Annotated in this window: 14 protein-coding genes and 3 tRNA genes; 8 read left to right on the top strand and 9 right to left on the bottom strand. The window is 60.7% G+C overall.

All coding sequences use genetic code 11. From position 1 onward, the window contains the following. Positions 1-312: 312 nt before the first annotated feature. The 3 genes from HMPREF2879_RS02790 to HMPREF2879_RS02780 all read left to right on the top strand — a co-directional run bounded on the left by HMPREF2879_RS02790 (position 313) and on the right by HMPREF2879_RS02780 (position 6,463). Positions 313-1,518, top strand: coding sequence for an exonuclease SbcCD subunit D (locus tag HMPREF2879_RS02790; protein WP_246822893.1), 1,206 nt, complete (start codon positions 313-315; stop codon positions 1,516-1,518). Next, positions 1,515-4,808, top strand: a complete 3,294-nt coding sequence (locus HMPREF2879_RS02785; protein WP_070634767.1) for an AAA family ATPase — start codon at positions 1,515-1,517, stop codon at positions 4,806-4,808. The genes HMPREF2879_RS02790 and HMPREF2879_RS02785 overlap by 4 nt, the downstream gene beginning before the upstream one ends. A 65-nt stretch (positions 4,809-4,873) precedes the next feature. Next, positions 4,874-6,463 carry an MFS transporter gene (locus HMPREF2879_RS02780; RefSeq protein WP_246822892.1) on the top strand — a complete coding sequence of 530 codons (1,590 nt, stop codon included), beginning with the start codon at positions 4,874-4,876 and terminating at the stop codon, positions 6,461-6,463. A 192-nt stretch (positions 6,464-6,655) separates the two neighbouring features. Here HMPREF2879_RS02780 and HMPREF2879_RS02775 read toward each other — a convergent pair whose 3' ends face one another. From HMPREF2879_RS02775 to bcp, 8 genes are all read right to left on the bottom strand, one after another. Further along, entirely contained in the window at positions 6,656-7,303 is a 648-nt protein-coding gene (locus HMPREF2879_RS02775; RefSeq protein ID WP_005505505.1) for an MBL fold metallo-hydrolase, read from the bottom strand. A 9-nt stretch (positions 7,304-7,312) separates the two neighbouring features. Then, complete coding sequence (locus tag HMPREF2879_RS02770) at positions 7,313-8,404, bottom strand: S-(hydroxymethyl)mycothiol dehydrogenase (protein WP_005505506.1); 1,092 nt, start codon at positions 8,402-8,404, stop codon at positions 7,313-7,315. Between the two features lie 183 nt (positions 8,405-8,587). Then, entirely contained in the window at positions 8,588-9,607 is a 1,020-nt protein-coding gene (locus HMPREF2879_RS02765; RefSeq protein WP_070634509.1) for an alpha/beta fold hydrolase, read from the bottom strand. 84 nt (positions 9,608-9,691) lie between these two features. Further along, on the bottom strand, positions 9,692-11,083 hold the full coding sequence (locus tag HMPREF2879_RS02760; protein ID WP_070634766.1) for a YihY/virulence factor BrkB family protein: 1,392 nt from the start codon (positions 11,081-11,083) through the stop codon (positions 9,692-9,694). 262 nt (positions 11,084-11,345) lie between these two features. Next, positions 11,346-12,827: a malate:quinone oxidoreductase gene (locus tag HMPREF2879_RS02755; RefSeq protein ID WP_049342152.1), complete on the bottom strand. Its 1,482-nt coding sequence runs from the start codon at positions 12,825-12,827 to the stop codon at positions 11,346-11,348. A gap of 324 nt (positions 12,828-13,151) precedes the next feature. Then, on the bottom strand, positions 13,152-15,350 hold the full coding sequence (locus HMPREF2879_RS02750) for an ABC transporter substrate-binding protein (protein WP_070634765.1): 2,199 nt from the start codon (positions 15,348-15,350) through the stop codon (positions 13,152-13,154). A 149-nt stretch (positions 15,351-15,499) separates the two neighbouring features. Further along, positions 15,500-15,581 (bottom strand) — tRNA-Leu (locus HMPREF2879_RS02745). A 185-nt stretch (positions 15,582-15,766) separates the two neighbouring features. Then, a complete protein-coding gene (bcp, locus tag HMPREF2879_RS02740; protein ID WP_049346478.1) occupies positions 15,767-16,243 on the bottom strand; it encodes a thioredoxin-dependent thiol peroxidase in 477 nt (158 codons plus the stop codon). Positions 16,244-16,458: 215 nt separating this feature from the next. On the opposite strand from bcp, the gene HMPREF2879_RS02735 reads away from it, so the two are divergent. Next, positions 16,459-16,531: transfer RNA gene (locus HMPREF2879_RS02735), tRNA-Lys, on the top strand. A 652-nt stretch (positions 16,532-17,183) separates the two neighbouring features. Here the strand turns inward: HMPREF2879_RS02735 and HMPREF2879_RS02730 are convergent. Beyond that, complete coding sequence (locus tag HMPREF2879_RS02730) at positions 17,184-17,723, bottom strand: hypothetical protein (protein ID WP_070634764.1); 540 nt, start codon at positions 17,721-17,723, stop codon at positions 17,184-17,186. A gap of 461 nt (positions 17,724-18,184) precedes the next feature. On the opposite strand from HMPREF2879_RS02730, the gene HMPREF2879_RS02725 reads away from it, so the two are divergent. From HMPREF2879_RS02725 to HMPREF2879_RS02710, 4 genes are all read left to right on the top strand, one after another. After that, a complete protein-coding gene (locus HMPREF2879_RS02725; protein ID WP_070634763.1) occupies positions 18,185-19,987 on the top strand; it encodes an acetolactate synthase large subunit in 1,803 nt (600 codons plus the stop codon). Beyond that, on the top strand, positions 19,987-20,487 hold the full coding sequence (gene ilvN / locus HMPREF2879_RS02720; protein WP_070593899.1) for an acetolactate synthase small subunit: 501 nt from the start codon (positions 19,987-19,989) through the stop codon (positions 20,485-20,487). Before HMPREF2879_RS02725 ends, ilvN begins: the two co-directional genes overlap by 1 nt. 265 nt (positions 20,488-20,752) lie before the next feature. Then, positions 20,753-21,781 (top strand): ketol-acid reductoisomerase, encoded by a 1,029-nt coding sequence (ilvC, locus tag HMPREF2879_RS02715; protein ID WP_070593897.1) that lies wholly within the window; start codon positions 20,753-20,755, stop codon positions 21,779-21,781. Between the two features lie 211 nt (positions 21,782-21,992). Next, positions 21,993-22,065: transfer RNA gene (locus HMPREF2879_RS02710), tRNA-Lys, on the top strand. The last annotated feature ends 433 nt before the right edge of the window (positions 22,066-22,498 follow it).

Here is a 22,498-nt window from a genome sequence, read left to right as displayed (position 1 = left end):
TGGGGGCGCTTCGAGGACGGAGCCCCCGCTCCGCATAAGCACTTTCGCCGCGATGGGGTGCCTACTCCGCGGATGGGGAGACACCGGGGACGGAGCCCCCGCTCCGCATGAGCACCTACGCCGAGGATGGTTGGCTACTCTTCCTCGCCGGGAATGGAGAGGCTTAGACAAAAACGGCTTTGCGCTCATGCTCGCGGGGGAGTGCCCCCTCTGCGGCGCTGGGGCGCCTTGAGGACGGAGCCCCCGCTCCGCATGAGCACCTACGCAGTGGTGGGTTCCGACCCCTGAATGACGAACTGCGAGGCGCAAAACATGACGCAGTGCCATACTGAAACCATGAAGATTCTGCACACCTCCGACTGGCACCTCGGCCGCACCTTCCACCGCAGCCCCCTCACCCGCGAACACCAGCAGTTCATCGACGAACTGCTCAACTACGTGCACGCCGAAGGTATCGACACCCTCCTCATCAGCGGTGACGTCTACGACAGCACCATCCCCACCGCCGAAAGCACCACCCTGCTCGACCAGGCACTCACCCGCCTCATGCGCGCTGGCGTGCACGTCATCCTCAGCTCCGGCAACCACGACTCCTTCCGCCGCCTCAGCTACGGCGCCGCGTTCTTCGAAGCCTCCGGCGTGCACCTGCGCACCAGCCTCGAAGACGCCACCCGCCCCGTCGAACTCACCGACGGCACCCAGCGCGTGCACGTCTACGCCATCCCCTACCTCGCGCCGCGCCTTCACGCCACCGCCCTCGGCGTTGACCCCACCCACCAGGCGGTCCTCGGCGCCGTCACCAACGCCATCCGCGCCGACGCCGCAGAACGACGCGCCCGCGGCGAAGGTGCCGACCGCATCATCGTCATGAGCCACGCAACCGTCAGCGACACCACCGGCAGCGCAGACACCACACCCCGCAGCGACTCCGAACGCGACATCAGCGTCGGCGGTATCGACTGGGTACCCGCCTCCCTCTTCGACGGCTTCGACTACGTAGCCCTCGGCCACATCCACAAGCGCTACCCCGTCACCCACACCATCCGCTACAGCGGCTCCCCGCTCGGCTTCTCATTCAGCGAAGAACACAACCGCAACGGCGCCTACCTCATCGAACTCAACCCCGGCGAAGAACCCACCATCAGCGGCCACGAATGGGCAACCCGCGTACATATGAAAACCCTGCGCGGCACCATGGAGCAGCTACTCAACAGCCCCGAACACACCGACTACGAACACGGCTACTACTGCCGCATCGAACTCACCGACGAAACCCTACCCGTCGGCGCCGTCGACCGCCTGCGCAGCCGCTACGAAACCATCTCCCACTTCAGCTACCGCAGCACCCAACCCGCCGCCGACAAACCCGCCGCCGCACAACCCACCCGCGACGCCGACCCCGTCGACACCTTCGACCAATTCCATCAATACGTACGCAACCGCCCCCTCACCAGCGAAGAACGCGACGTCATCACCACCCTCAGCGACCACATCAAAAGCCACAAGGACAACGCATGATCCTGCACAGCCTCGAATTCGAAGCCTTCATGGCATACCCCAAGCGCCAAGAAATTAACTTCGACACCCTCAACAACGCCGGCGTATTCCTGCTCAACGGCCCCACCGGTGCCGGTAAAACCACCATCCTTGACGCCATCTGCTACGCCCTCTACGGCGAAACCAGTAGCGACCGCGAATCCGCCAAACTGCACTCCACCTACGCGGTGCACAGCGGCACCAAACCGCGCGTGCTACTCGACGTCACCCTCCACGGCAAGCGCCTGCGCATCGACCGCACCCCCGCCTACAACAAGCCCATCACCCGCGGCGCCCGCAAAGGCCAGATGCGCGAAGAAAGCGCCAAAGCAACCCTCGCCGAACTCGCATCCGGCGCCGACCCCACCGACGAAAAAGCCTGGACCCCCATCTCCAGCAGCGTCGCCGAAGTCAACCGCACCATCGCCGAACGCACCCACCTGACCAAAGAACAATTCCTCAAAGTCGTACTCCTGCCGCAGGGCCAGTTCGCGCAATTCCTCAAGTCCAAGCCCAAAGAACGCAAAGAACTGCTCAAAAAGATGTTCCCCGTCGAACACTACGAACAGCTCTTCGCCGCACTCACCGAAGAAGCGAAAACCGCCCAGCAGGAAGTCGCCCAGGACGAAAACACCCAGCGCGGCTACCTTGAACGTGCCCGCGTAGAAATGCTCGCCCTGCAGGCGCTACTGGATGTTGCGGATCCGGACGCTGAAGATGCTGCAGGGGAGGGCTCCGCTACCGAAGACCCTGTGGAGGCGGAGACTTCCGAAAACCTCACCACTGAGAACGTCACTGCCGAGAATGTCACCGCCGAAACCCTCGACGCATGGGTTGCCGGCGGAGTAGAACGCGCCCGCAAAACCTCCGTGCGCGAGAAGCAGGAACAGCAGCGCCTCACCAACGAAGCCGACCGGAACACCCGCCTGCTCGCCGAACGCGCCCAACTGCAGGCCGACTGGCGCGAATACGAGCAGCTCTGCGAACGCCGCACCCGCCTGACCGAACGCGCCGACGAGCACAAAGCGCATCGTGAAGAGCTGGCGCAGGCGCGTGCCGCCGCGCCCCTGCACGCACAGTACACGCAGGTCCACACCGAATCGCAGGCGCTCGCCGCCCGCCAACAGGACCAGGCGGCGTGCGCATCCGCGCTGGATGATACTGGTCGCGCCCTGCTTGCGGCACTGCGCGATGAGGAAACCCCGGAAGACGTCACCTTCCCCGAGGAGACGACCTTCGCCGCACTCCCGGAGCTCGAGCCCGCTGAACAGGAAACCCAGCTCGAGGCGCTCCTCGACACCCTGCGCGCCCTGCAGAAGAAGGACGCACAGCTTACCGACGAGGAAGCCGCCGTTGCCGCCCTGCTGAAGCAGGCGAACGCCCTCGAGCAGGACAAGGCGCGTGCCGAAAAGACCCTGAGCGACCTGACCGCCGCCGCCGAGCAGCTTGCCGAAGAACTCGCCGGCTACAGTACCGCCGACGAAGAGCGTACCCTCGCCGCGCACCTGGTCACTGAGGCGCAGCAGAAGCTCGATGCCGCTCAGCAGATGCAGCAGAAGCTCGATGCCGCCTCCGCAGCGGTTGCTGAGGCTGAGAAACAGAGCAAGCGCACCGCCACCGCCGAGCAGAAGGCGCAGGAAAAGTGGCAGGCTTCGGCTCAGCAGGCGCTCGTAGCCACGGAGGAGTTCAAGAACCTGCAGGTGCTGCGCCTCGCCCAGGCGTCCTCGCTGCTGGCGCGCGAGCTCAAGGACGGCGAACCCTGCGCGGTCTGCGGCTCGGTCGAGCACCCCGCCCCCGCACAGATTGCCGAGGGCGAGCAGCTGGTTGAGCGTGCCGACCTGGACGCCGCCAAGGAGCGTGAAGACAAGGCTCACAAGCAGGCGCGCACCCACGAGCTGGCTAAGGATCGGGCGACCAAGGCGCACCAGGAAGCCTCCGAGGCGCTCGCCGCCGCCCGCACCCAGTATGAGACCCTGGCGGCTCAGGGCGAGTGCGATGTGGAGCAGAGCGCCGCCCAGCTGCAGCAGGCGCAGACCCGCCTCGCGCAGGCTCAGTCGCGTGTGACCGCGCGTGACGGCGTGCTGGTGAAGGTTGAGCGGGTGCAGGCTGAACGGCAGAAGGCTCAGGAGGCGCTACGCACCATTGAGGGCGCGGCGGTTGAGGCTCAGACTCGTCACCGCGACGCTGCGGCGCGCTGTGAGGCGGCTGCGGCTGAGTTGGCGCCTGCTCGTGCGGCGGTGGGCTTTGCGCAGCGTGTTGAGGCTGTGGAGGGCTACCGTGCGGCGCATCAGCGTCTTGCTCGTGCGGTGTTGCTGTTGGGGCAGGCGCGTGAGCGTCATGCTCTGGCGGCTGCTGCGGCGCAGCGTCTGCTGGCTGAGTCTGCGTTTGAGAGCGCTGAGCTGGTGCAGGCGGCGGTGCGCACCCCCGAGCGTGTTGATGCCCTAGAGCAGGCTGTTGCCGCGTATGAGCTGGAGCATGCCCGCCTCCTTGAGGGCTTTGGTCGTGAGGCGATTGTTGCGGTGGCGGCTCGTGTTGCCGCTGGTGAGCAGGCGCCGGATGATCTGCAGGGCGTGCGTGAGCGGGTTGAGCAGCTGCGTGCGGCGGCGCACCGTTTGACTCTTCGTGAGGGCGAGCGGGAGAGCGTGCTGCGTTCTTTGCAGGCTCTGCGTGGCGAGTATGCGGCGTTCCGTGCGCAGACGGCGCAGCGTTATGACCGTGCGCAGATGTTGGCTAACTTGGCGGCGGCTGCCCGCGGTGACACTCTGGGCGGTTATGAGCATCAGGTTGACCTGGTCAGCTATGTGCTGGGTGCCGAGTTTGAGCGTATTCTGCAATCGGCGTCGCTGCATTTGGACCGTATGAGTGAGGGCCGCTACGGCATGGTGTTCAGTGATCACCGTGCGAAGGGTAGCCGTTCCGGTGGCGGCCTGAACCTTGAGATTACTGACACTTGGACGGGTGAGCCGCGTGAGGCGTCGTCGCTGTCCGGTGGTGAGTCGTTCTTGGCGTCGCTGTCGTTGGCGTTGGGTCTGGCTGAGGTTGTTCAGGCGAATAATGGCGGTATCGAGTTGGATACCCTCTTCATTGATGAGGGTTTTGGCACGTTGGACGCTGAAACTCTGGACATGGTGATGGGCACAATCGAATCGCTGCGTGATAGTGGCCGCACTATTGGCCTGATTTCGCATGTGGAGGAGATGAAGAACCGTATTCCCGCCCAGATTGTGGTTGAAAAGGGTCAGAACGGCTCGTCGGTGAGGGTAAACTCCTAGTAGGCATAAATTCGCTTCCGGGCTGCTGTTATGGCATGTCCGGCGGCTTATTCGTGAAAGAGATGATGACCTCGACACCTCAGGACAGGGCACCGAATTCAACGTATCGTGTGGAACCTTCGGCTGATGCGCACACTAACGCATCCGCGCCGAAGGTTCCTCCGCGCACCATGAAGGTGGCACCCGCCCCCGATACCTCGGATAGGTTGAGTGCTTCGGGTACAGGCATTCCGACGGTTCCGGGCACCTCCCTGACGGATGTGGTGCGCAGTAACGAGCACGTGTTGCAGGAGTTGCCGCCGCGACCGGTTCCTACTGCGGATGAGGTTAATACGAACGCCTCGGTGCCGGATATTTTGCGTCAGCATTGGGCGTTGTTCCTGCGTAACGGTAAGGAGCAGCGTTACCATCTGCGCGGTGTGCTCCGTGATGAGGGCTTTGCCCGTAATGTGTTGACGATTCTGTTCCATATTCCGGCGGCTTCTTCGGCGTTTGCGCTGTATATTCTGTTGGCGAGCCACCTGGGTAGTGTGCATGATGGCGGCTATGCGGTGGCGGCGTTTGCTGGCGCGTATTCGGTGCAGATTATGCTCGGCCCGATGCTGGTGCGTGCCCTGGGTTTGAGGGCGTTGCTGGCGATTACGTCGGTGCTGAATATTGCTGCGGTGCTGAATATGCTGGTCATTGGTTGGCGTTTGACGGTTGACCCGAATAACGTGAGTACGACATACCATGCGCTCTCTTGCGTGGCGATGGGTTTTACGACTCCGCCGTGGACGCCGTTTGCGTTGGAGTCGCTGTACCGCCGCAACTATAAGTACAGTGATGTTCGCTTGTCGACAGCTGTTTCTTGGGGGACGACGGCGAACCTGTCGATGTACCCGCTGGCTGCTCTGCTGGTGCGGCTGGGCGATGCGTACCTCACCCCGAATCATGAGTATGCGGGCTTCTGGATCACGATGATTCTGGATGCGCTACTGTTCATTGTGGTTCTGGCCGCGCCGATGTGGCTGCCGGATATTTCGCGTATTCGCATGTCTCCGCCGAAGAATCTGGTCCGTCCGAATAAGCAGACGGTGGTGTTGATTCTTGGTCTGGTGCTGCTGGGTGCGTGTATGGGCGCGGTCGGTTCGGGTCTGCTGGGCTTCTCGCTGATTCACGGTTCGATGAACTTGTTCATGGCGATGGTTGCGACCGGTACCGGCGCGATGGTGCTTGTGTCTTTCCCCGTGGTTTTGGGTGCCCGTTCGGTGAACCCGTGGCATGGTTGGTTGGTGAGCGGCGTTCTGCTGATTATGGGTGCCCTGTATTTGCCGGCGAGTGATGATACGTCCACGATTTTCTATGCGTTGGTGCTGTGTGGTGCGGTGCTGGGTGTGGCGTTTGGCGGTCATGAGCTGTGGCTGAACCGTTCGCTCAAGCATATTCCTGATGCGCAGGCGAGCTTCTTTACCCGCTCGATGCTGGGTATTGGTCTTGCGATGGGTAGTATGTGGGGCGGCTATATGGGTGACGCTCCGTATTACCGTAATGCGTTTATGGTGCCGGTGATTATTGCGACGCTGTATTTTGCGTTGGGTCATTTGTACGGCTACTTGTGGCGTGAGGAGCATGAGGAGCAGTTGGCTCCTTTGGCTGAGACGGAACGCGGCTAGTTTGGGTTGCTGCTAGTTCCTTGCCGGTAGCTTGAGCGTGATGAGCGCGCGATAAAAGGCGGATGACCCGCCACCTTCTGCAGGTGGTGGGGCATCCGCCTTTTGTGTACCGTGCTCGGTTTGTGGTGAGCCTCGGCCTGAGAACCTCGGTGTGAGAGCCTCAGCCTGTGAACTTCAGCGTGAGGCTACAGTTTAGTGACCGCGCTTGATCCATGCAGGAAGCTCGGGCGCCTCCAGACCGATGCCGGTGCTGTCGCCGTGGCCGGTGAGGACCGCGGTGGACGCGGGCAGGGTCAGCAGGCGGGTCGAGATCGACTCGATGATGGTGTCGAAGTCGCTGTAGGAGCGTCCGGTTGCGCCGGGGCCGCCGTTGAAGAGGGTGTCGCCGGAGAAGACGACGCCTTCGCTGTTTTCCCAGCTGAGGGTGGGTGCGTAGAAGCACACGGAGCCGGGGGAATGGCCGGGGGTGGCGAGGACCTTCAGTTCGGTGTCGCCGATGCGCAGTACATCGCCGTCAGCGAGTTCGTGGTCGAAGTCCCAGGAAGGGTACACCATTTCCCAGAGCACACGGTCTGCGGGGTTCAGGTAGACGGGTGCGCCGAAGCGTTCTGCCGCCTCCTTGGCGCTGCGGATGTGGTCGTCGTGGGCGTGGGTCAGCAGAATCTTCTCCACGGTGCGGCCTGCGACGGTGCGGGAGATCTTGTCGACGTCGTGGGCGGGGTCAATGATGATCACGGAGGAGTCATTGCCGATGATCCAGACGTTGTTGTCGACGTCCCAGCAGCCGCCGTCCAGCGAGAAGGTGCCGGAGGTGACGACTCGTTCAATACGTTCGCTCACGCTACGCTCCTAGAGTTCCACGACCGAGCGCAGCACGCGGCCGGTCTTCATGGTTTCGAATGCTTCGTTGACGTCTTCGAGGCGGATGCGCTCGGAGACGAAGCCGTCCAGGTCGAGGCGGCCGAGCAGGTACTGGTCCACGAATTCGGGGAAGTCGCGGGAGGGCAGGGTGTCGCCGTACCATGCGCTCTTGATGGAGCCGCCGCGGCCGAACACCTCATCCAGCGGGATGTCCCAAGTGGTGCCGGGTGCGGGCACGCCGACGAGGACGACGCGGCCAGCCAGGTCGCGTGCTTCGAATGCCTGCTTGAAGGTGGGGGCGATGCCGACAGCGTCGATGACGAGGTCTGCACCGAAGCCGCCGGTGAGTTCCTTGATGGCCTCGACGGGGTCGACCTTGGAGGAGTTCACGGTGTGGGTTGCGCCGTGTTCGCGTGCGCGTGCCAGCTTATCCTCGTCGATGTCGACGGCGATGATGGTGGTTGCGCCACCGAGCTGTGCGCCTGCGATTGCTGCGGTGCCGACGCCGCCACAGCCGATGACTGCCACGGACTCGCCGCGCTTGAGCTCACCGGTGTTCAGCACAGCGCCCAGACCTGCGGTGACGCCGCAGCCGAGCAGACCGATGGCTGCGTACTGTTCGGGGCTGATGTCAGCGGTGATCTTGGTGCACTGGCCAGCTGCGACGAGGGTCTTCTCAGCGAAGGAGCCGATACCCAGTGCGGGGGTGAGTTCGGTACCGTCCTCGAGGGTCATCTTCTGGGTTGCGTTGTGGGTTGCGAAGCAGTACTGCGGCTGGCCCTTGCGGCATGCGCGGCATTCGCCGCAGACGGCACGCCAGTTGAGGATGACCAGGTCGCCGGGGGCGATGTCGGTGACGTCATCGCCGACAGCCTCAACGATACCTGCGGACTCGTGGCCGAGCAGGTAGGGGAAGTCCTGGCCAACGCCGCCGGTGACGTAGTGGTGGTCGGTCTGGCAGACGCCGCAGGTGAGGACCTTGACGAGTGCTTCGCCCTTGCCGGGGTCGGGTACGTTGATGGTGGTGACGGTGACGGGTGCGTCCTGGGCGAGGGCTACGACAGCCTTAACCTTGTGCATGGTGCTCCTTTGCTGGGCGCGGTTGAGCCTCAACCGCAGATAAAGGTTTTTTGATACGTTCCCATTCTAAGAGCTAAGGCATACCTGATGCACCCCGGGGCTGAGCGTGAAGCCCCCAGGTGAATGTGACGTTTTATGACGTTGTCTCTTACTCCTCCCGGAACCCGCGTAGTCTGCGGCTACTTACTCTGCCGCCTCCACCTCTGCCGCAAAGGCGAGCGCACCGCGTCGGAACGCGCCCGAGGTCAGTGCGTTCACGTGGTCGCGGCCGGCCAGGGAGATGAAGCGGTTAAGCGGATTGTTGCCGCGCACCATGTCGTAGAGTTCCGCTCCGTCGGCGGCGATGGTGTCCGAGTCACCGAGCACGACCGCGATGGGTGCGTGCGGATGCGCGCCCGGGTGACCCGCAGGTAGGTTGGGGGATCCGGCACGCAGGGCGGGCACGTCGAAGAACGGGCCGAAGGGAATCCTCACGAACTTCAGCAGCGCGTCGGGTTGAATGGGGGAGTTGTCAATAATCGAGGTGAAGGAGGCAATCGCCTCGTCGGTGGAGTCTGCCGCCGGGGTTTCTGCACTCGCGGAGGCGCTGGTTCCCTCGTGCGCTTCGAGCATGGCGCGCAGGGTAATGAGGTGGTCGTGTAGGGGCAGGCCGCCCAGGGTGAGGGATGCGACTGCCTCCGGGTGGGTGAGGGCGAGTTCCCAGCCGACGCGGGCGCCGAAGGAGAAGCCAATAACGTGCGCGCGGGGCTCCAGTTCAACGCCGAGGTCGTTCTCGGTGGCGACGGTGCGCAGCAGCTGGGCGAGCAGGTTGGTGAACAGGTGCATGGGGGTCAGCGGCTGACCTGCCGCATCGACAGGGGGCACCGAATCGAACGGAATTGTGCGGCTGCGCACGCTCGTGTTGTCGGGGAGTTTGCAGTCGACGGCGTGCATGGATTCGGGGTCTTTGAGGTATTCGTCTGAGTGGTAGGGCAGGGTAACAATCAGCACGGGGTATCCGGCGCGCAGGTATTGGCGGATCCAGCTGGTGCCGCCGTAGAGCTGTTCGCCGCGGGTGGCGAAGCCGTGAAGCATGAGGGCGGGGACGCGGCTTTTGAGCTGCTGCGGCTGGTAGAGGGTGTACTCGAGGTCGGGCAGGGTAGTGCCTGGTACAACAGCATTGGGTACGGCAAAGGGCGCGGGAGAGAATTCTGCACTGGTCATAGTTCTATCTTAGTGACCAGCGCAGGGTTTCTGTCCTGCGCCCTTTGAAAGGTTGAGGCGGTACGCGCTCAGCTGAGCTACCGCTTAGTTCTTCTTGGCCGCACCGGTTGAGTTATCGGTGCCCAGGTCGAAGAGCGCCTCCTGCTGAGGTTCAGCCTTTGCGCTCGCTTCTGCCTTCGCCGCGGTTGCCTCAGAAGCCTGAGCCTCGGCGGTATCAGCCTTCGCCTGCTTCTTCTGCAACTGTTCCTTGCCGTTGTCGAGTCGTTCCTTGCCGTCGGCAATGAACGTGCGAATCATGGTGGTGTTAGTGTCCACCGCCTTCTGCACGCGATCCGCAATGGAGGGGCCCTTCGGCTTGGGGAGCATGCCCTGGCCTGCCGCCTGCTGCTGCAATTCGCGTCCGGCGGACATGAGGCGTTCCTGGCGTGCCTTCAGTGCACGCGATGCGGAGGTGCTGCGCGGCTGCACCTTCAGGTGGCCGTGGTCGTCATCGCCAGCGATAATCTGGCGCATGAGCATGATTTCGGCGTCCAGATGCGCGCCGAAGAGAAGCATATTGTTCATGATCCAGATGAACAGCAGCATCACAATCACACCACCGATCAGGCCGTAGGTGGCGTTGTACTTGCTGAAGTTGTTGGCGTAGAGGGTGAAGCCGAAACCGCCCAGGCCCATGCCGAAGAGGGCGAGCGCCGCACCGGGGGAGAGTTTCCACTGTTTGAAGCGGCGCACGTTCGGGGTGGCGGCGTAGAGTAGAGTGATCAGGGCGATTGCCATGAACAGAATCAGCACCCAGCGGCCGTTCAGCCAGATGAGCTTGATGAGCTCCATGTCGACGGTCGCGGGCACGTACTGACCGACCATGTCCAGGACGGTTACACCCAGCAGCATCATGAGCATCATGAGTACCACGAGGATGATAATCACGGCGGTGACGAAGACGTTCAGCGGCTTGAGAATCCAGCCGGGGCGGCCTTCACGCACGTTGTAGACCGTGTTGAGAGCTCGGCCGAAGGATCCGGTGTACCCGGAGGCGGACCAGAGCGCACTGAGGATACCGGTCAACAGCACCAGGCCTGCGCCATGGTCGCCGGTAATCTGCTTGATGGGGTCTTCCATAATGGCGTACATCTGGGCGGGCGCGTTGTCCTTGAGGAAGGCGAGGATGACGGCGGCGCTTTCCTCACCGTGACCGAATACGCCTAGCAGGGAGACGATCGCCAGCAGGGCGGGGAAGATGGACAGCACGGTGAAGTAGGTGAGTGCTGCCGCCATGTCGGTGCCGCCGTTTGCGCCGAATTTGTAGATGGCACGGCGCAGAATGTAGAGGATGCTGCCCTTGGGGAAGTCGCGCAGCTTGACGCTGACGTACTTGGGGTCAGCGGGCTTCTGCTTGCGGGAGAAGAGACCGCGTCGAGCTCCGGCGGGTACCTGGGTTGAGGAGGTGTCCGTGGAAGAGCCGGTGTGTGCAGCCAATGGGGCTCCTTGAATGAGTGGGGTGTACACAGTGGTGCGCCTATGAGCTTCAGCGTGTGGGCGCACAGAAGGGGCGAGGAGAACAATGAGCTGTCCTTCCCGCCCCTGCGGTGACATTATAGGGTTTTCTAACCCTCCCGCATTTTTCTGCGAGTGCAGATAGCTGACCTGTCGGTCAGTTAGAGAGGGTAACCGCCCCGAAAAGCCTCAAAAAAGGCTTGTCAGCTAGGGTATAAAGCTACCTGCTGAGCCTAACTGAAAACTAGTTGTGAATACCCAGAACCTTAGCGGTGTGAGCCATCAGCTCATCAGCCAGGTCGTGGTTATCGTTGAGCTTCACGCCGTAACCGGGGATGAGCTCCTTCAGGCGAGGCTCCCAACCGGCAATCTTGGAGGGGAAGCACTTAGCCAGCAGGTTCAGCATAATCGGAGCCGCGGTGGAAGCACCGGGGGATGCACCCAGCAGAGCCGCGATGGAGCCGTCCGCTGCGGAGACAACCTCGGTACCGAACTGCAGGATACCGCCCTTCTTTGCGTCCTTCTTCATAATCTGGACGCGCTGGCCAGCCTCGATGAGCTCCCACTCGCCGCCAACAGCCTCGGGGTAGTACTGGTACAGCGACTCCAGGCGTGCGTTCTTGTCCTTGACCAGCTCGGAGAGCAGGTACTTGACCAGGGACAGGTTGTCGATGCCTGCGCGGGTCATCGGGTAGATGTTGTGCGGGCGCAGGGACAGCGGCAGATCCAACAGGGAGCCCTGCTTCAGGAAGTTGGTCTTGAAACCTGCGTAGGGGCCGAACATGAGGGCGCGCTTGCCGTCCACGTAGCGGGTGTCCAGGTGCGGCACGGACATGGGAGGAGCGCCCACCGAAGCCTGACCGTACACCTTAGCGTTGTGCTGGTTTGCGGTGGCCTCGTGGGTGTTGCGCAGGAACAGGCCGGAAACGGGGAAGCCGCCGTAGCCCTTACCCTCTTCAATGCCGGACTTCTGCAGCAGGTGCAGGGCGCCACCACCGGCACCGAGGAAGACGAACTTCGCGTTGATGGTCAGCGGCTCTTCCTTGTTGATGCGGTTGATAGCGTCAACGGTCCAGGAGCCGTTGGACTCGCGGTTCAGGTTGGTGACCTGGTAGCCGTAGCGAACCTCAACACCCTTGGTCTGCAGGTGGTCAATCATCTGCTGGGTGAGGGCGCCGAAGTCAACGTCGGTACCTTCGGGGGACCAGGTTGCGGCGATCGGCTCGTTGCCCTTGCGGCCGTTGACGGTCAGCGGTGCCCACTCGCCAATCTTCTCGCGCTCGGTGGAGAATTCCATGCGCTCGAAGAGCTTCTCCTTGCGGAAGGAGTCGTAGCGTGCTGCCAGGTACTTGGAGTGGTCCTCACCGAAGACCAGGGACATGTGGGGGACCGGGTTAATGAAGTCTGCGTTGCCCAGAATCTTCTCTTCAACCAGGGATGCCCAGAACTGGCGGGAAATCTGGAACTGCTCGTTAATGTTCAGCGCCTTAGCTGCCGAGACGGTGCCGTCGGGGCCAGCGGGTGCGTAGTTGAGTTCGCACAGTGCCGAGTGGCCGGTACCTGCGTTATTCCAGGGGTTGGAGGATTCCTGAGCGGCCTTGTCGAGGCGTTCGAGCAGGACGATGTTCCAGGTCGGTTCGAGTTCCTTGAGGAACACGCCGAGGGTGGCGCTCATGATGCCGCCGCCGACCAGGACGACGTCGGTTCGTTCAGTACGTGCTACCACTGAATTCTCCCTTAGGGGTGCGGGTGCCCGGCCTGGGCACAGTGAATGTGGGGTACATCATCTAGCCTACCCCTTTTAGTGGGGTTGGCATAGTCAGAATCCACAAAACGAGAGAGAGTGTTGCAGTTCATATCAATAAATCTCTTAGGGTCGAAAAGACCCGTAATCGCATGCATTTGCTACACCCGCCGGCAACAACCCGAAAGCAGCTCCAGAAATACCCGCCCACCCGCTCACCGAAAGCCCCACGAAAGCCCCAAACACGGCGAAAGGGGCGCACCCCAATCGGGATGCACCCCTTTCCGCAAAAGCTAAAAACGCAGGCTACGACTTGCGCAGCTTACCGAACAGCTCAATCGCATTCTGCTCCGTCTGATAGCCCTGAACCTCACGGCTCACCGCCACCTTCGACGTCACATTCAGCAACGGAACCGCCGGCATGAACTGACCCAGCTGAGACACAACCTTCGCATACAACTCGCGCTGCGAATCCACCGAATCGGCAGAATCCGCGGTACGAATCGCCTCCAAAATCTCCGTAAAACGAGGCGACGGCGCAACCGCCACAGCAGTAGGCTGCGGCGAAGGCGACGCCGACGGGCTCGGCGAAGCAGAAGCCGAAGCCTCCTCCTCAGGCGTCAACGGGTCCGGCGAATAACTCGGCTGCGGGCTCGGAGTCGCAGAAATCCGCACATTCGAATTCGCACCACCCGACGACGGCACATCAGAACTCTTCTTCGTCAAACCAGTCGTCATATCCGACGGCGCATTCGCAATCAACGAACGCACCTGATGCTCAGCAATCAGCGGCGCCAACACCGGGCCAAAGAATGCGTACGGGTCACGGTACATGCCGTAGAAACCGGCCAGCGTAATACCGCGTTCAGAAGAAACCTCGCGGCTCTTCGGCAGATACTCAGCCCACGGCAGAGGCACCGGCTTAATATTCAAACCCACCTCAATCAGCGAAGCCACCATCTCCGAATACACCTTCTGAGGAGTATCCATCCACGGCAGAGAAACGTCAGCAGGGTAGTAGCACTCAATCACCTGATTGTCGTACCCCGCCGCCGCCAACAGCGAGCGCGCCGTATCCTGATTGCGGTCCGTGTAATCCTTCGCGTCATCAGCCTTAATACGGAACGACGGCGAAATCAGCGTCTGCGCATCCGAGGTGCCCTGCGGGTAATACTGACGCAGCGCGCCACGGTCCACCGCATGCGAAATAGCGCGGCGCACCGAAATATTCTTCAACACCGGATGCGCCGTATTCAGGCTCAAATACACCAGCGAGAACGGGTCACGGCCCGGCGTCTGATAACCATCACGCGCCAACTGACCCAGATCAGAAGAATTCACCTGATCACACGCATCAATATGACCCTCCATCAGCGCAAAATAACGCTTATCCGACGAAGTGAGGGTCGAAATCTGAATCTCATCCAGCTCAGGTGCCTGACCGTCAAAATGAGTATTCTTCAGCAGACGCACCGTGCCGTCCTTGAAAGAATCCACAAGGAACGCACCCGTACCCACCGGGTTGCCCGTCAGCTTCTGATCAGCACCAAAAAGCGAAGGATCAATAATGCCGAACGCCTGCTGCGTCAAGATACGCGGGAACGCCAACGAAGGACGCGACAGCGTCACCACCACAGAGTTATCCTTCGCCACCACCGACGAAACCAGCGGCAAGAACGACTGCACCGCAGACGACTGAGCATCCGCCTTCTTGCTGGTCTTCTTATCATCCGGCTGAGTAGCAGCATGAGCGCTCGCAGAGGCGCTCGGGGTAGCGGCATCAGAAGAAGCAGAAGCCGACGGGGAAGTGCTCGGGGAGGCGGTCTCAGAAGCACTCGCAGAAGCAGACGGGGAAGCACTTGCTGACGGAGTCGTCGCACCCGACGGAGACGCCTGAACAGGCGCAGGCTCCACCGCCGAAGGATCAATAGAACCCGGCTTCGGCACACCAAAACCCCACGCAAACAAAGGCTGAGCAGGCACCGCATGAGCTGCAGTACCCTCACCCGTAGCCAACGCCTGCCACCTCTGGAAATTCTGCACCACAGCATCCGCAGTCAACGCAGAACCGTTACTAAAATGCGCCTCACGCAACACAAACGTATGCACCAAACGGTCATCAGAAACCGTCCACGCACTACACAAAGAATCCTGAACCTCAGGATCACCCGTGTAATGATTCGCCACCAACAACGTCTGCAAAACCTGCGCCGTCACCTGATACGTACTCGCCACAGGAAACAACGCCGGATCCAAACCCAACGGCGCCGCACCCTGCGCAAAACGGAACACACGACGCGCATCAGCAGACGACGCACTCGCCGAAGACCCAGCAGACGAACCAGCAGAAGACTGACCAGAACACGCAGAAAGCGCCAAACCAGCACTAAAAAGTGCGCCAAAACGCAAAACGGCGCGTCGACTCAAGCCACTCGAGCCGACAGTGGCTCGAAGCAGCGCATCAGAATTGCCAACAGCTGACGATGCATAAGGCTGATGCTGCACGGGAGGGTCCTCTCTTCCGTCGCGGATGCTTATCTCTCAGGATAACGGTTCAACACCCAACCGGGCGAGACACACCCACCCCGGCAAGGCGCATACAAGAGAACCCGCCGCCACGAAAACCGTGACGGCGGGCCCAATGTGAATGTGTGTGCGCGAGGGGGGACTTGAACCCCCACGCCATAAGGCACAGGAACCTAAATCCTGCGTGTCTGCCAATTTCACCACTCGCGCGTAGCGTCACCCCACATCCGAAGATGCATGCGTCTGAGGCAACAAAAAATTAGTGTACACCAGGAACCAAGGTTCTCCAAGCCTTAAAAGAAGCCCCCATAGGGCAAAAAGCCTGCAAACACGCCGAACAACAGCCCCTCAAGAAGCAGTAGAACAGCGATACGCAAACCCCAGAAAACGTGACCCTACTTCGGGTCAATACCCAAATCACGACGCAACTTCGCCACATGGCCAGTCGCACGCACATTGTACTGAGCCACAGAAATAACACCCTGCTCATCAATCACAAACGTCGAACGAATCAGGCCCTCATACACCTTGCCGTAATTCTTCTTCTCACCCCACGCACCATACGCCTCAGCCACCGCATGATCAGCATCAGACAGCAGCGGGAACGTCAACGACTCCTTCTCCACAAAACGGGCAATAGCCGCCGGCGAATCCGGAGAAACACCCAACACCACGTAACCCAACGACTTCAACGACGCCAAATTATCGCGGAAATCGCACGCCTCCTTCGTGCAACCCGGAGTCGAAGCCTTCGGGTAGAAATACAAAATCACCTTGCTACCCGCATAATCGCTCAGGCTGTGCTCCACACCCGACGCGTCAGAAAGGGTAAAAGCAGGTGCCGGAGTACCCGGCTCAAGACGAACACTCATCAATAACTCCTCAAAACAACAAAAACTAGGGGAGGGGCGGATGCGCCCCACACCGTACCAAGGGCGGATGCGCCCCGTGCAATACACACAGTCTAGTGTCCCACACACCCCACCCAAACAATGTGTCCAGGCTCACCCTGAATCAACTTGCGCACACCATGAAAACTCGCGTATAGTATTTTTCTGTTGCAAGGGAAACCTTGAAAAACAAATAAGCGCCTCTAGCTCAATTGGCAGAGCAATTGACTCTTAATCAATGGGTTCTGGGTTCGAGTCCCAGGGGGCGCACTTCACAGAAAATCCCGCTGATTCTTCGGAATCGGCGGGATTTTTGCGTTCCCCGAATAAATACAGTTTTTGGGTTTGAGGAGCTTGTGTCCGGCTTTGTTTCAGATGACGCGCGCCGCATGTTTCCTCCGCGCCTACGCAGGGGCACCCGTCACCCGGACGCTCCGCTCCTCCTTGCTTCGCTGCGGAGAGCGTCCGTATGACACCCTGAGGGCGCATCCGGAAAACGCGGCGCGCTACCGATGTGCCGCCCCGCTCCTCTTTACGTCCTGTGGTTCAGGGGTTCGTGGAATCCCGCCGGTTCGTTGGGTTGCGCGGTGGTTCAGTGTGTGCGCCCCGTGCCTAGCGAACTGGGGCGGGGGGAGGGCTGTCGCCTTTTAGTGTGTTGCTTGGTGGTTTGGTGTTTTGTGTGTGGGGCGGGGGAGGGCTGTCGCCTTTCAGGCTTTTGCGAGATAGCTAGTCTGGTGTGCGCAGAGGCGTCGGTGCCGTCCGTAGCGACATCAGGGTGCCCGAAGCGAAGCGAGGGCGGGTGCCCCTGTAGGAGCGAGGACGTGCACCGCCCCTCAAGCGGTCAACGTAGCGGGGTGTGGGCATGCGAAAGCCCGCCGCAACCCTAAGAGTTGCAGCGGGCATCCAGCACGAAAAGTCTCCGTTACAGGACCGGCCAAATCCGCGTCACAAACTCACGGAAATCCTCCACGTCCTTACCCTGCTCCAACAGGCCAACACCAAAACGAGTCGCCACCTCAGCATTATCCTCAAACGACAAATAAAACGAGCTGCCATTCACCGACTCAAGCGTCACCGCATCATCACCCACACGATACGCATGCAGAGCATTCGTATTATCAATCGTCGTAGCCGTACCCGCAGGCGTCAATGCCGGCAAATTCACCGGAGCAATAATCACCTCATCAGGCGCATCCTGATACCCAACAATAAAATGCTGCTGATCAGGAGACTGATGCAACGCCAAATCAGGATTACGGTAAACCGCACGGCCCGTCGCATACACCAAATTGTATGCACCGTAATTAATAATCTGCTCGTCAAAAACCGGGTGCAGAACCCGAATGAGTTCCTCACCCGTCAAAAACTCGCTACTCTCAACAGAGTTACGGGGGTCGATAACCTCTGCGTACTTACTTGCTTCGGTCAGCTCATCAGCGACCGTGATAATCGGTTCGGTCATAGCATCAGTCTACCGGGGCAACCAACGAAGGTCACGAGTATTCGCACATATTACGCGCCATGACGTCCAAAAATGCGAGTTTTTCTCACCTGTTCAAATGAACACGTGGGAATGTGTAAACAAGTGCAATGTGTCCACATCATGAAAGAAAGTATCCGACCTGCGCCTTTATGAACAAAAACGGGTGTGTTGCCCGATAGAGATTTGACTCACCCCCTCTTGGGGCGCACCATAGAAGGGTGAAGACAGCAATGTTCCAGCGAATTCTAAACCTTGTCGACGTCGCCTAGGGCGAGTGGCAGGGTCTATTCACTGCGACTGAGCGCCCCTACCGCTACCACCAACAGCGAGGGGCATTTTTTATAGCTTGGTACCCCCGGGCATAGGATGCGTGAGGATCACACAAACCCCACGCAGAACATTGAGTACAACGAAGAACCATTAAGACACGAGGCATTTCCATGACTATGGGATTTTCCACTTCTGATGACGCGGCAAACGCTCCCGCAGAACGCATGACCGGTTCTCAGGCAATCGTCCGCACCCTCGAAGACCTGGGTGTGACTGACGTATTCGGCCTGCCTGGTGGAGCCATTCTGCCGACCTATGACCCCCTGTACGATTCCAAGAAGGTCCGCCACATCCTGGTCCGCCACGAGCAGGGTGCAGGCCACGCCGCTCAGGGCTACGCAGTGTCCAGCGGCAAGACCGGCGTGTGCATTGCAACCTCCGGCCCCGGCGCAACCAACCTGCTGACCGCAATCGCAGACGCAAACATGGACTCCGTCCCCCTCGTCGCAATCACCGGCCAGGTGTCCACTAAGCTGCTGGGCTCTGACGCATTCCAGGAAGCTGACATCGTCGGCATGGCAATGCCCATCTCCAAGCACTCCTTCATGATCACCGACCCGCAGGACATCCCCCGCGCGCTCGCAGCAGCATTCCACATTGCATCCACCGGCCGCCCCGGCCCCGTGCTCGTGGACGTCACCAAGGACGCACAGGTCGGCATGATGGAATACCGCGGCATTCCTGAGGACCTGGAGCTGCGCGGTTACACCCCCGTCACCCGCGGCCACTCCAAGCAGATTCACGAAGCTGCAAAGTTCATCACCGAATCCAAGCGCCCCGTCTTCTACGTCGGCGGTGGTCTGGTCCGCGCAGGTGCTTCCGAAGAGTTCCACAAGCTGGCTAAGCTCATCGGCGCACCCGTCGTCACCACCCTGAACGCTATCGGTGCATTCCCCGACTCTGACCCCCAGAACCTCGGCATGCCCGGCATGCACGGCACCGTCCCCGCCGTCGCCGCAATGCAGAAGTCTGACCTGCTGATTACCCTCGGCGCACGCTTCGACGACCGCGTCACCGGTAAGCTCGACTCCTTCGCACCCGAGGCTAAGGTCATCCACATTGACGTTGACCCGGCAGAAATCTCGAAGATCCGCTTCGCAGACGTGCCGATCGTCGGCGACCTCAAGTACGTGCTGCCCGAGCTGACCGACCTGCTCTCCACCGAGTTCGCAGACCAGCTGCCGAACCTCACCGAATGGTGGAACGAGCTGAACGTCATCCGCAAGGATTACCCGCTCGGCTACGAGAAGCCCAACGATGGCCTCGGCTCGCCCGAATACGTCCTCGAGCGCATCAGCGCTCTCACCGGCCCCGACGCATACTACGTCACCGGCGTTGGCCAGCACCAGATGTGGGGTGCACACTACATCCAGCAGGAGAGCCCCCGTCACTTCATCAGCTCTGCAGGCCTCGGCACCATGGGCTACGGCGTTCCTGCCGGCATGGGTGCAAAGGTTGCACACCCCGACTCCACCGTGTGGATCATCGACGGTGACGGCTGCTTCCAGATGACCAACCAGGAACTGGTCACCTGCGCACAGAACAACATCCCCGTCAAGGTTGCCATCATCAACAACTCCTCCCTCGGCATGGTGCGCCAGTGGCAGACTCTGTTCTACAACGAGCGCTACTCCAACACCGACCTGAAGGACGGCCACGGCACCGTACGCATCCCCGACTTCGTCAAGCTCGGCGAAGCATACGGCTGCGCAACCTTCCGCTGCGAACGCGACGAAGACGTGGACGCAACCATCAAGGCTGCCCTCGAAATCAACGACCGCCCCGTGGTCATTGACTTCACCGTCAGCCCCCACGCCCTGGTCTGGCCCATGGTCCCGGCAGGCGTTTCTAATGACAAGATTTGGATTGCGAAGAACACTTCGCCCGAGTTCGATCGTGAGGGAGAGAACTAATGTCTCAGCACACTCTGTCCGTTCTGGTAGAAGATAAGCCGGGCGTTCTCACCCGCGTCTCCGGTCTGTTCTCCCGCCGACTGTTCAACATCCTCTCCCTGGCTGTGGGCCCCACCGAAAACCCCGGTGTTTCCCGCATCACCGTCGTGACCGAGGGTGACGCCCACACCATCGAGCAGATCACCAAGCAGCTGAACAAGCTTGTTCACGTGCTGAAGGTCGTCGAGCTTCCCGCCGACTCCTCCACCCAGCGCGACCACATCCTGATCAAGGTCAAGGCAGACCCCGTAGTCCGCCTGCAGATCGTTCAGGCAGCTGACCTGTTCCGCGCATCCGTGATCGACGTTTCCCCCGAGTCCCTTGTCATCGAGGCAACCGGCTCCCAGGAGAAGCTCAACGCACTGCTGGATGTTCTGGAGCCTTACGGTGTTCGTGAAATTGTTCGCGCAGGCACCATCGGCCTGGCACGTGGCCCGCGCGCTATGAGCGAGCGCATCTAGCACAAAATACCTGACGCTACATTCCCGTAGCAGTTCTCCCGCCCGCACAACCGAAACACACGTATTCGCAGTGCGGGCGGGGGAGCGCCAGATATGGTAAACCCCGGTACAGTAAACCCCTGTACCCCCGACCATGCAGGGCACAAATACTTCCAGCCAAAATCTGAGAAGTGCTCTCGTAAACCCGCACCCCAAAAGCTATCAAGTAGAATAGTCAATGTTGAGCCCAGTCTGGGCCGCATACCAAACTTACTGAGGAGAAGAAATGGCAGCAACCATTTTCTACAACGACGACGCAGACCTCTCCCTGATCCAGGGCCGCACCGTAGCAGTTATCGGTTACGGCTCCCAGGGCCACGCACACGCACTGAACCTGCGTGACTCCGGCGTGAAGGTCATCGTCGGTCTGTCCGAGGGCTCCAAGTCCCGTGCTAAGGCTGAGGCAGAAGGCCTGCGCGTTGCAACCGTTGCAGAAGCAGCAGCAGAAGCAGACGTCATCATGATCCTGACCCCGGACCAGGTCCAGGCAAAGGTCTACGCAGAGAGCATCGAGCCGAACCTCAAGCCCGGCAACGCACTGTTCTTCGCACACGGCTTCAACATCCGCTTCGGCTACATCACCGCACCCGAGGGTGTCGACGTGGCAATGGTCGCCCCCAAGGGCCCCGGCCACACCGTCCGCCGCGAATACGAAGCAGGCCGCGGCGTTCCCGCCCTGGTCGCAGTCGAGAAGGACGCATCCGGCGAAGCACTCGCACTGGCACTGTCCTACGCAAAGGCACTGGGTGCAACCCGCGCAGGCGTCATCAAGACCACCTTTACCGAAGAGACCGAGTCCGACCTGTTCGGCGAGCAGGCAGTCCTCTGTGGCGCCACCTCCCAGCTCGTCCAGTACGGCTTCGAGGTCCTGACCGAGGCTGGCTACCAGCCCGAAATCGCATACTTCGAGGTGCTGCACGAGCTCAAGCTCATCGTTGACCTGATGATCGAGGGCGGCATCGCTAAGCAGCGTTGGTCCATCTCCGACACCGCAGAGTACGGCGACTACGTCTCCGGCCCCCGCGTGATCTCCCCCGAGGTCAAGGAAAACATGAAGGCTGTCCTGGCAGACATCCAGAACGGCAACTTCGCAAAGCGCTTCATGGAAGACCAGGCTGCAGGCGCACCCGAGTTCAAGGCACTGCGCGCAAAGGGCGAGGCACACCCCATCGAGGCAACCGGCCGCAAGCTGCGCGAGCTGTTCTCCTGGAACACTGCAGACGACGACTACACCGAAGGTTCCGTCGCTCGCTAAACGGTAGCTCAGCAATAGCTTTCTAAGAATCCGGCGTTCCACCTCTCATCCCGCACAGGGGAGGAGGTGGGCGCCGGATTCTTGCTGTTTCAAGCTGAACAACAACACTCAACAAATATGTGATGCATTTCATGCTCACTTGAGTTGCGGGTGTCTATAAAATGCCGTATAGTATTTACTTGTTGCAGGGGAAACCCTGAAAAATAAATAAGCGCCTCTAGCTCAATTGGCAGAGCAATTGACTCTTAATCAATGGGTTCTGGGTTCGAGTCCCAGGGGGCGCACTTCAAAGAAAATCCCGCTGATTCTTAGGAATCGGCGGGATTTTTGCGTTCCCCTTGAAAAGCAGTCTTCATGGGTTGAGGAATCGGTGTTCGTCCTCGTTCCTACAGGGGACCTGTCCTCGCAGAGCTCGGACACCCTGATGTCACTACGGACGACACCGATTCCTCAGATGGTTTCTGCGGGTTCGGCAGGGGCACGTTATCCCGCCGGGGTTGCGGTAGCTGCGCGGTGGTTTGGGTGTGCGCCCCGTGCCTAGCGAACTGGGGCGGGGGAGGACTGTCGCCTTTTAGCCTGTTGCTTGGTGGTTGGTGTTTTGCGTGTGGGGCGGGGGAGGGCTGTCGCGGTTTAGCGTGTTGCTTGGTGGCTGGAAGTTTAGGCTGGTGCGCCGTGTTTTCCGGAAGCGCCCTCAGGGTGTCACACGGACGCTCTCCG

This window comes from Rothia sp. HMSC069C04, from assembly GCF_001812895.1.
Lineage (GTDB): Bacteria > Actinomycetota > Actinomycetes > Actinomycetales > Micrococcaceae > Rothia.
Note: the sequence above shows the minus strand (reverse complement) of the source record. Positions and strands in the feature narration are given on the sequence as shown.

Bases quoted from the DNA above. Each gene is read 5' to 3' on its own strand.
- HMPREF2879_RS02790 (WP_246822893.1), top strand. From the start codon at position 313: ATGACGCAGTGCCATACTGAAACCATGAAGATTCTGCACACCTCCGAC.
- HMPREF2879_RS02785 (WP_070634767.1), top strand. From the start codon at position 1,515: ATGATCCTGCACAGCCTCGAATTCGAAGCCTTCATGGCATACCCCAAG.
- HMPREF2879_RS02780 (WP_246822892.1), top strand. From the start codon at position 4,874: ATGACCTCGACACCTCAGGACAGGGCACCGAATTCAACGTATCGTGTG.
- HMPREF2879_RS02770 (WP_005505506.1), bottom strand. From the start codon at position 8,404: ATGCACAAGGTTAAGGCTGTCGTAGCCCTCGCCCAGGACGCACCCGTC.
- HMPREF2879_RS02765 (WP_070634509.1), bottom strand. From the start codon at position 9,607: ATGACCAGTGCAGAATTCTCTCCCGCGCCCTTTGCCGTACCCAATGCT.
- bcp (WP_049346478.1), bottom strand. From the start codon at position 16,243: ATGAGTGTTCGTCTTGAGCCGGGTACTCCGGCACCTGCTTTTACCCTT.
- HMPREF2879_RS02730 (WP_070634764.1), bottom strand. From the start codon at position 17,723: ATGACCGAACCGATTATCACGGTCGCTGATGAGCTGACCGAAGCAAGT.
- HMPREF2879_RS02725 (WP_070634763.1), top strand. From the start codon at position 18,185: ATGACTATGGGATTTTCCACTTCTGATGACGCGGCAAACGCTCCCGCA.
- ilvN (WP_070593899.1), top strand. From the start codon at position 19,987: ATGTCTCAGCACACTCTGTCCGTTCTGGTAGAAGATAAGCCGGGCGTT.
- ilvC (WP_070593897.1), top strand. From the start codon at position 20,753: ATGGCAGCAACCATTTTCTACAACGACGACGCAGACCTCTCCCTGATC.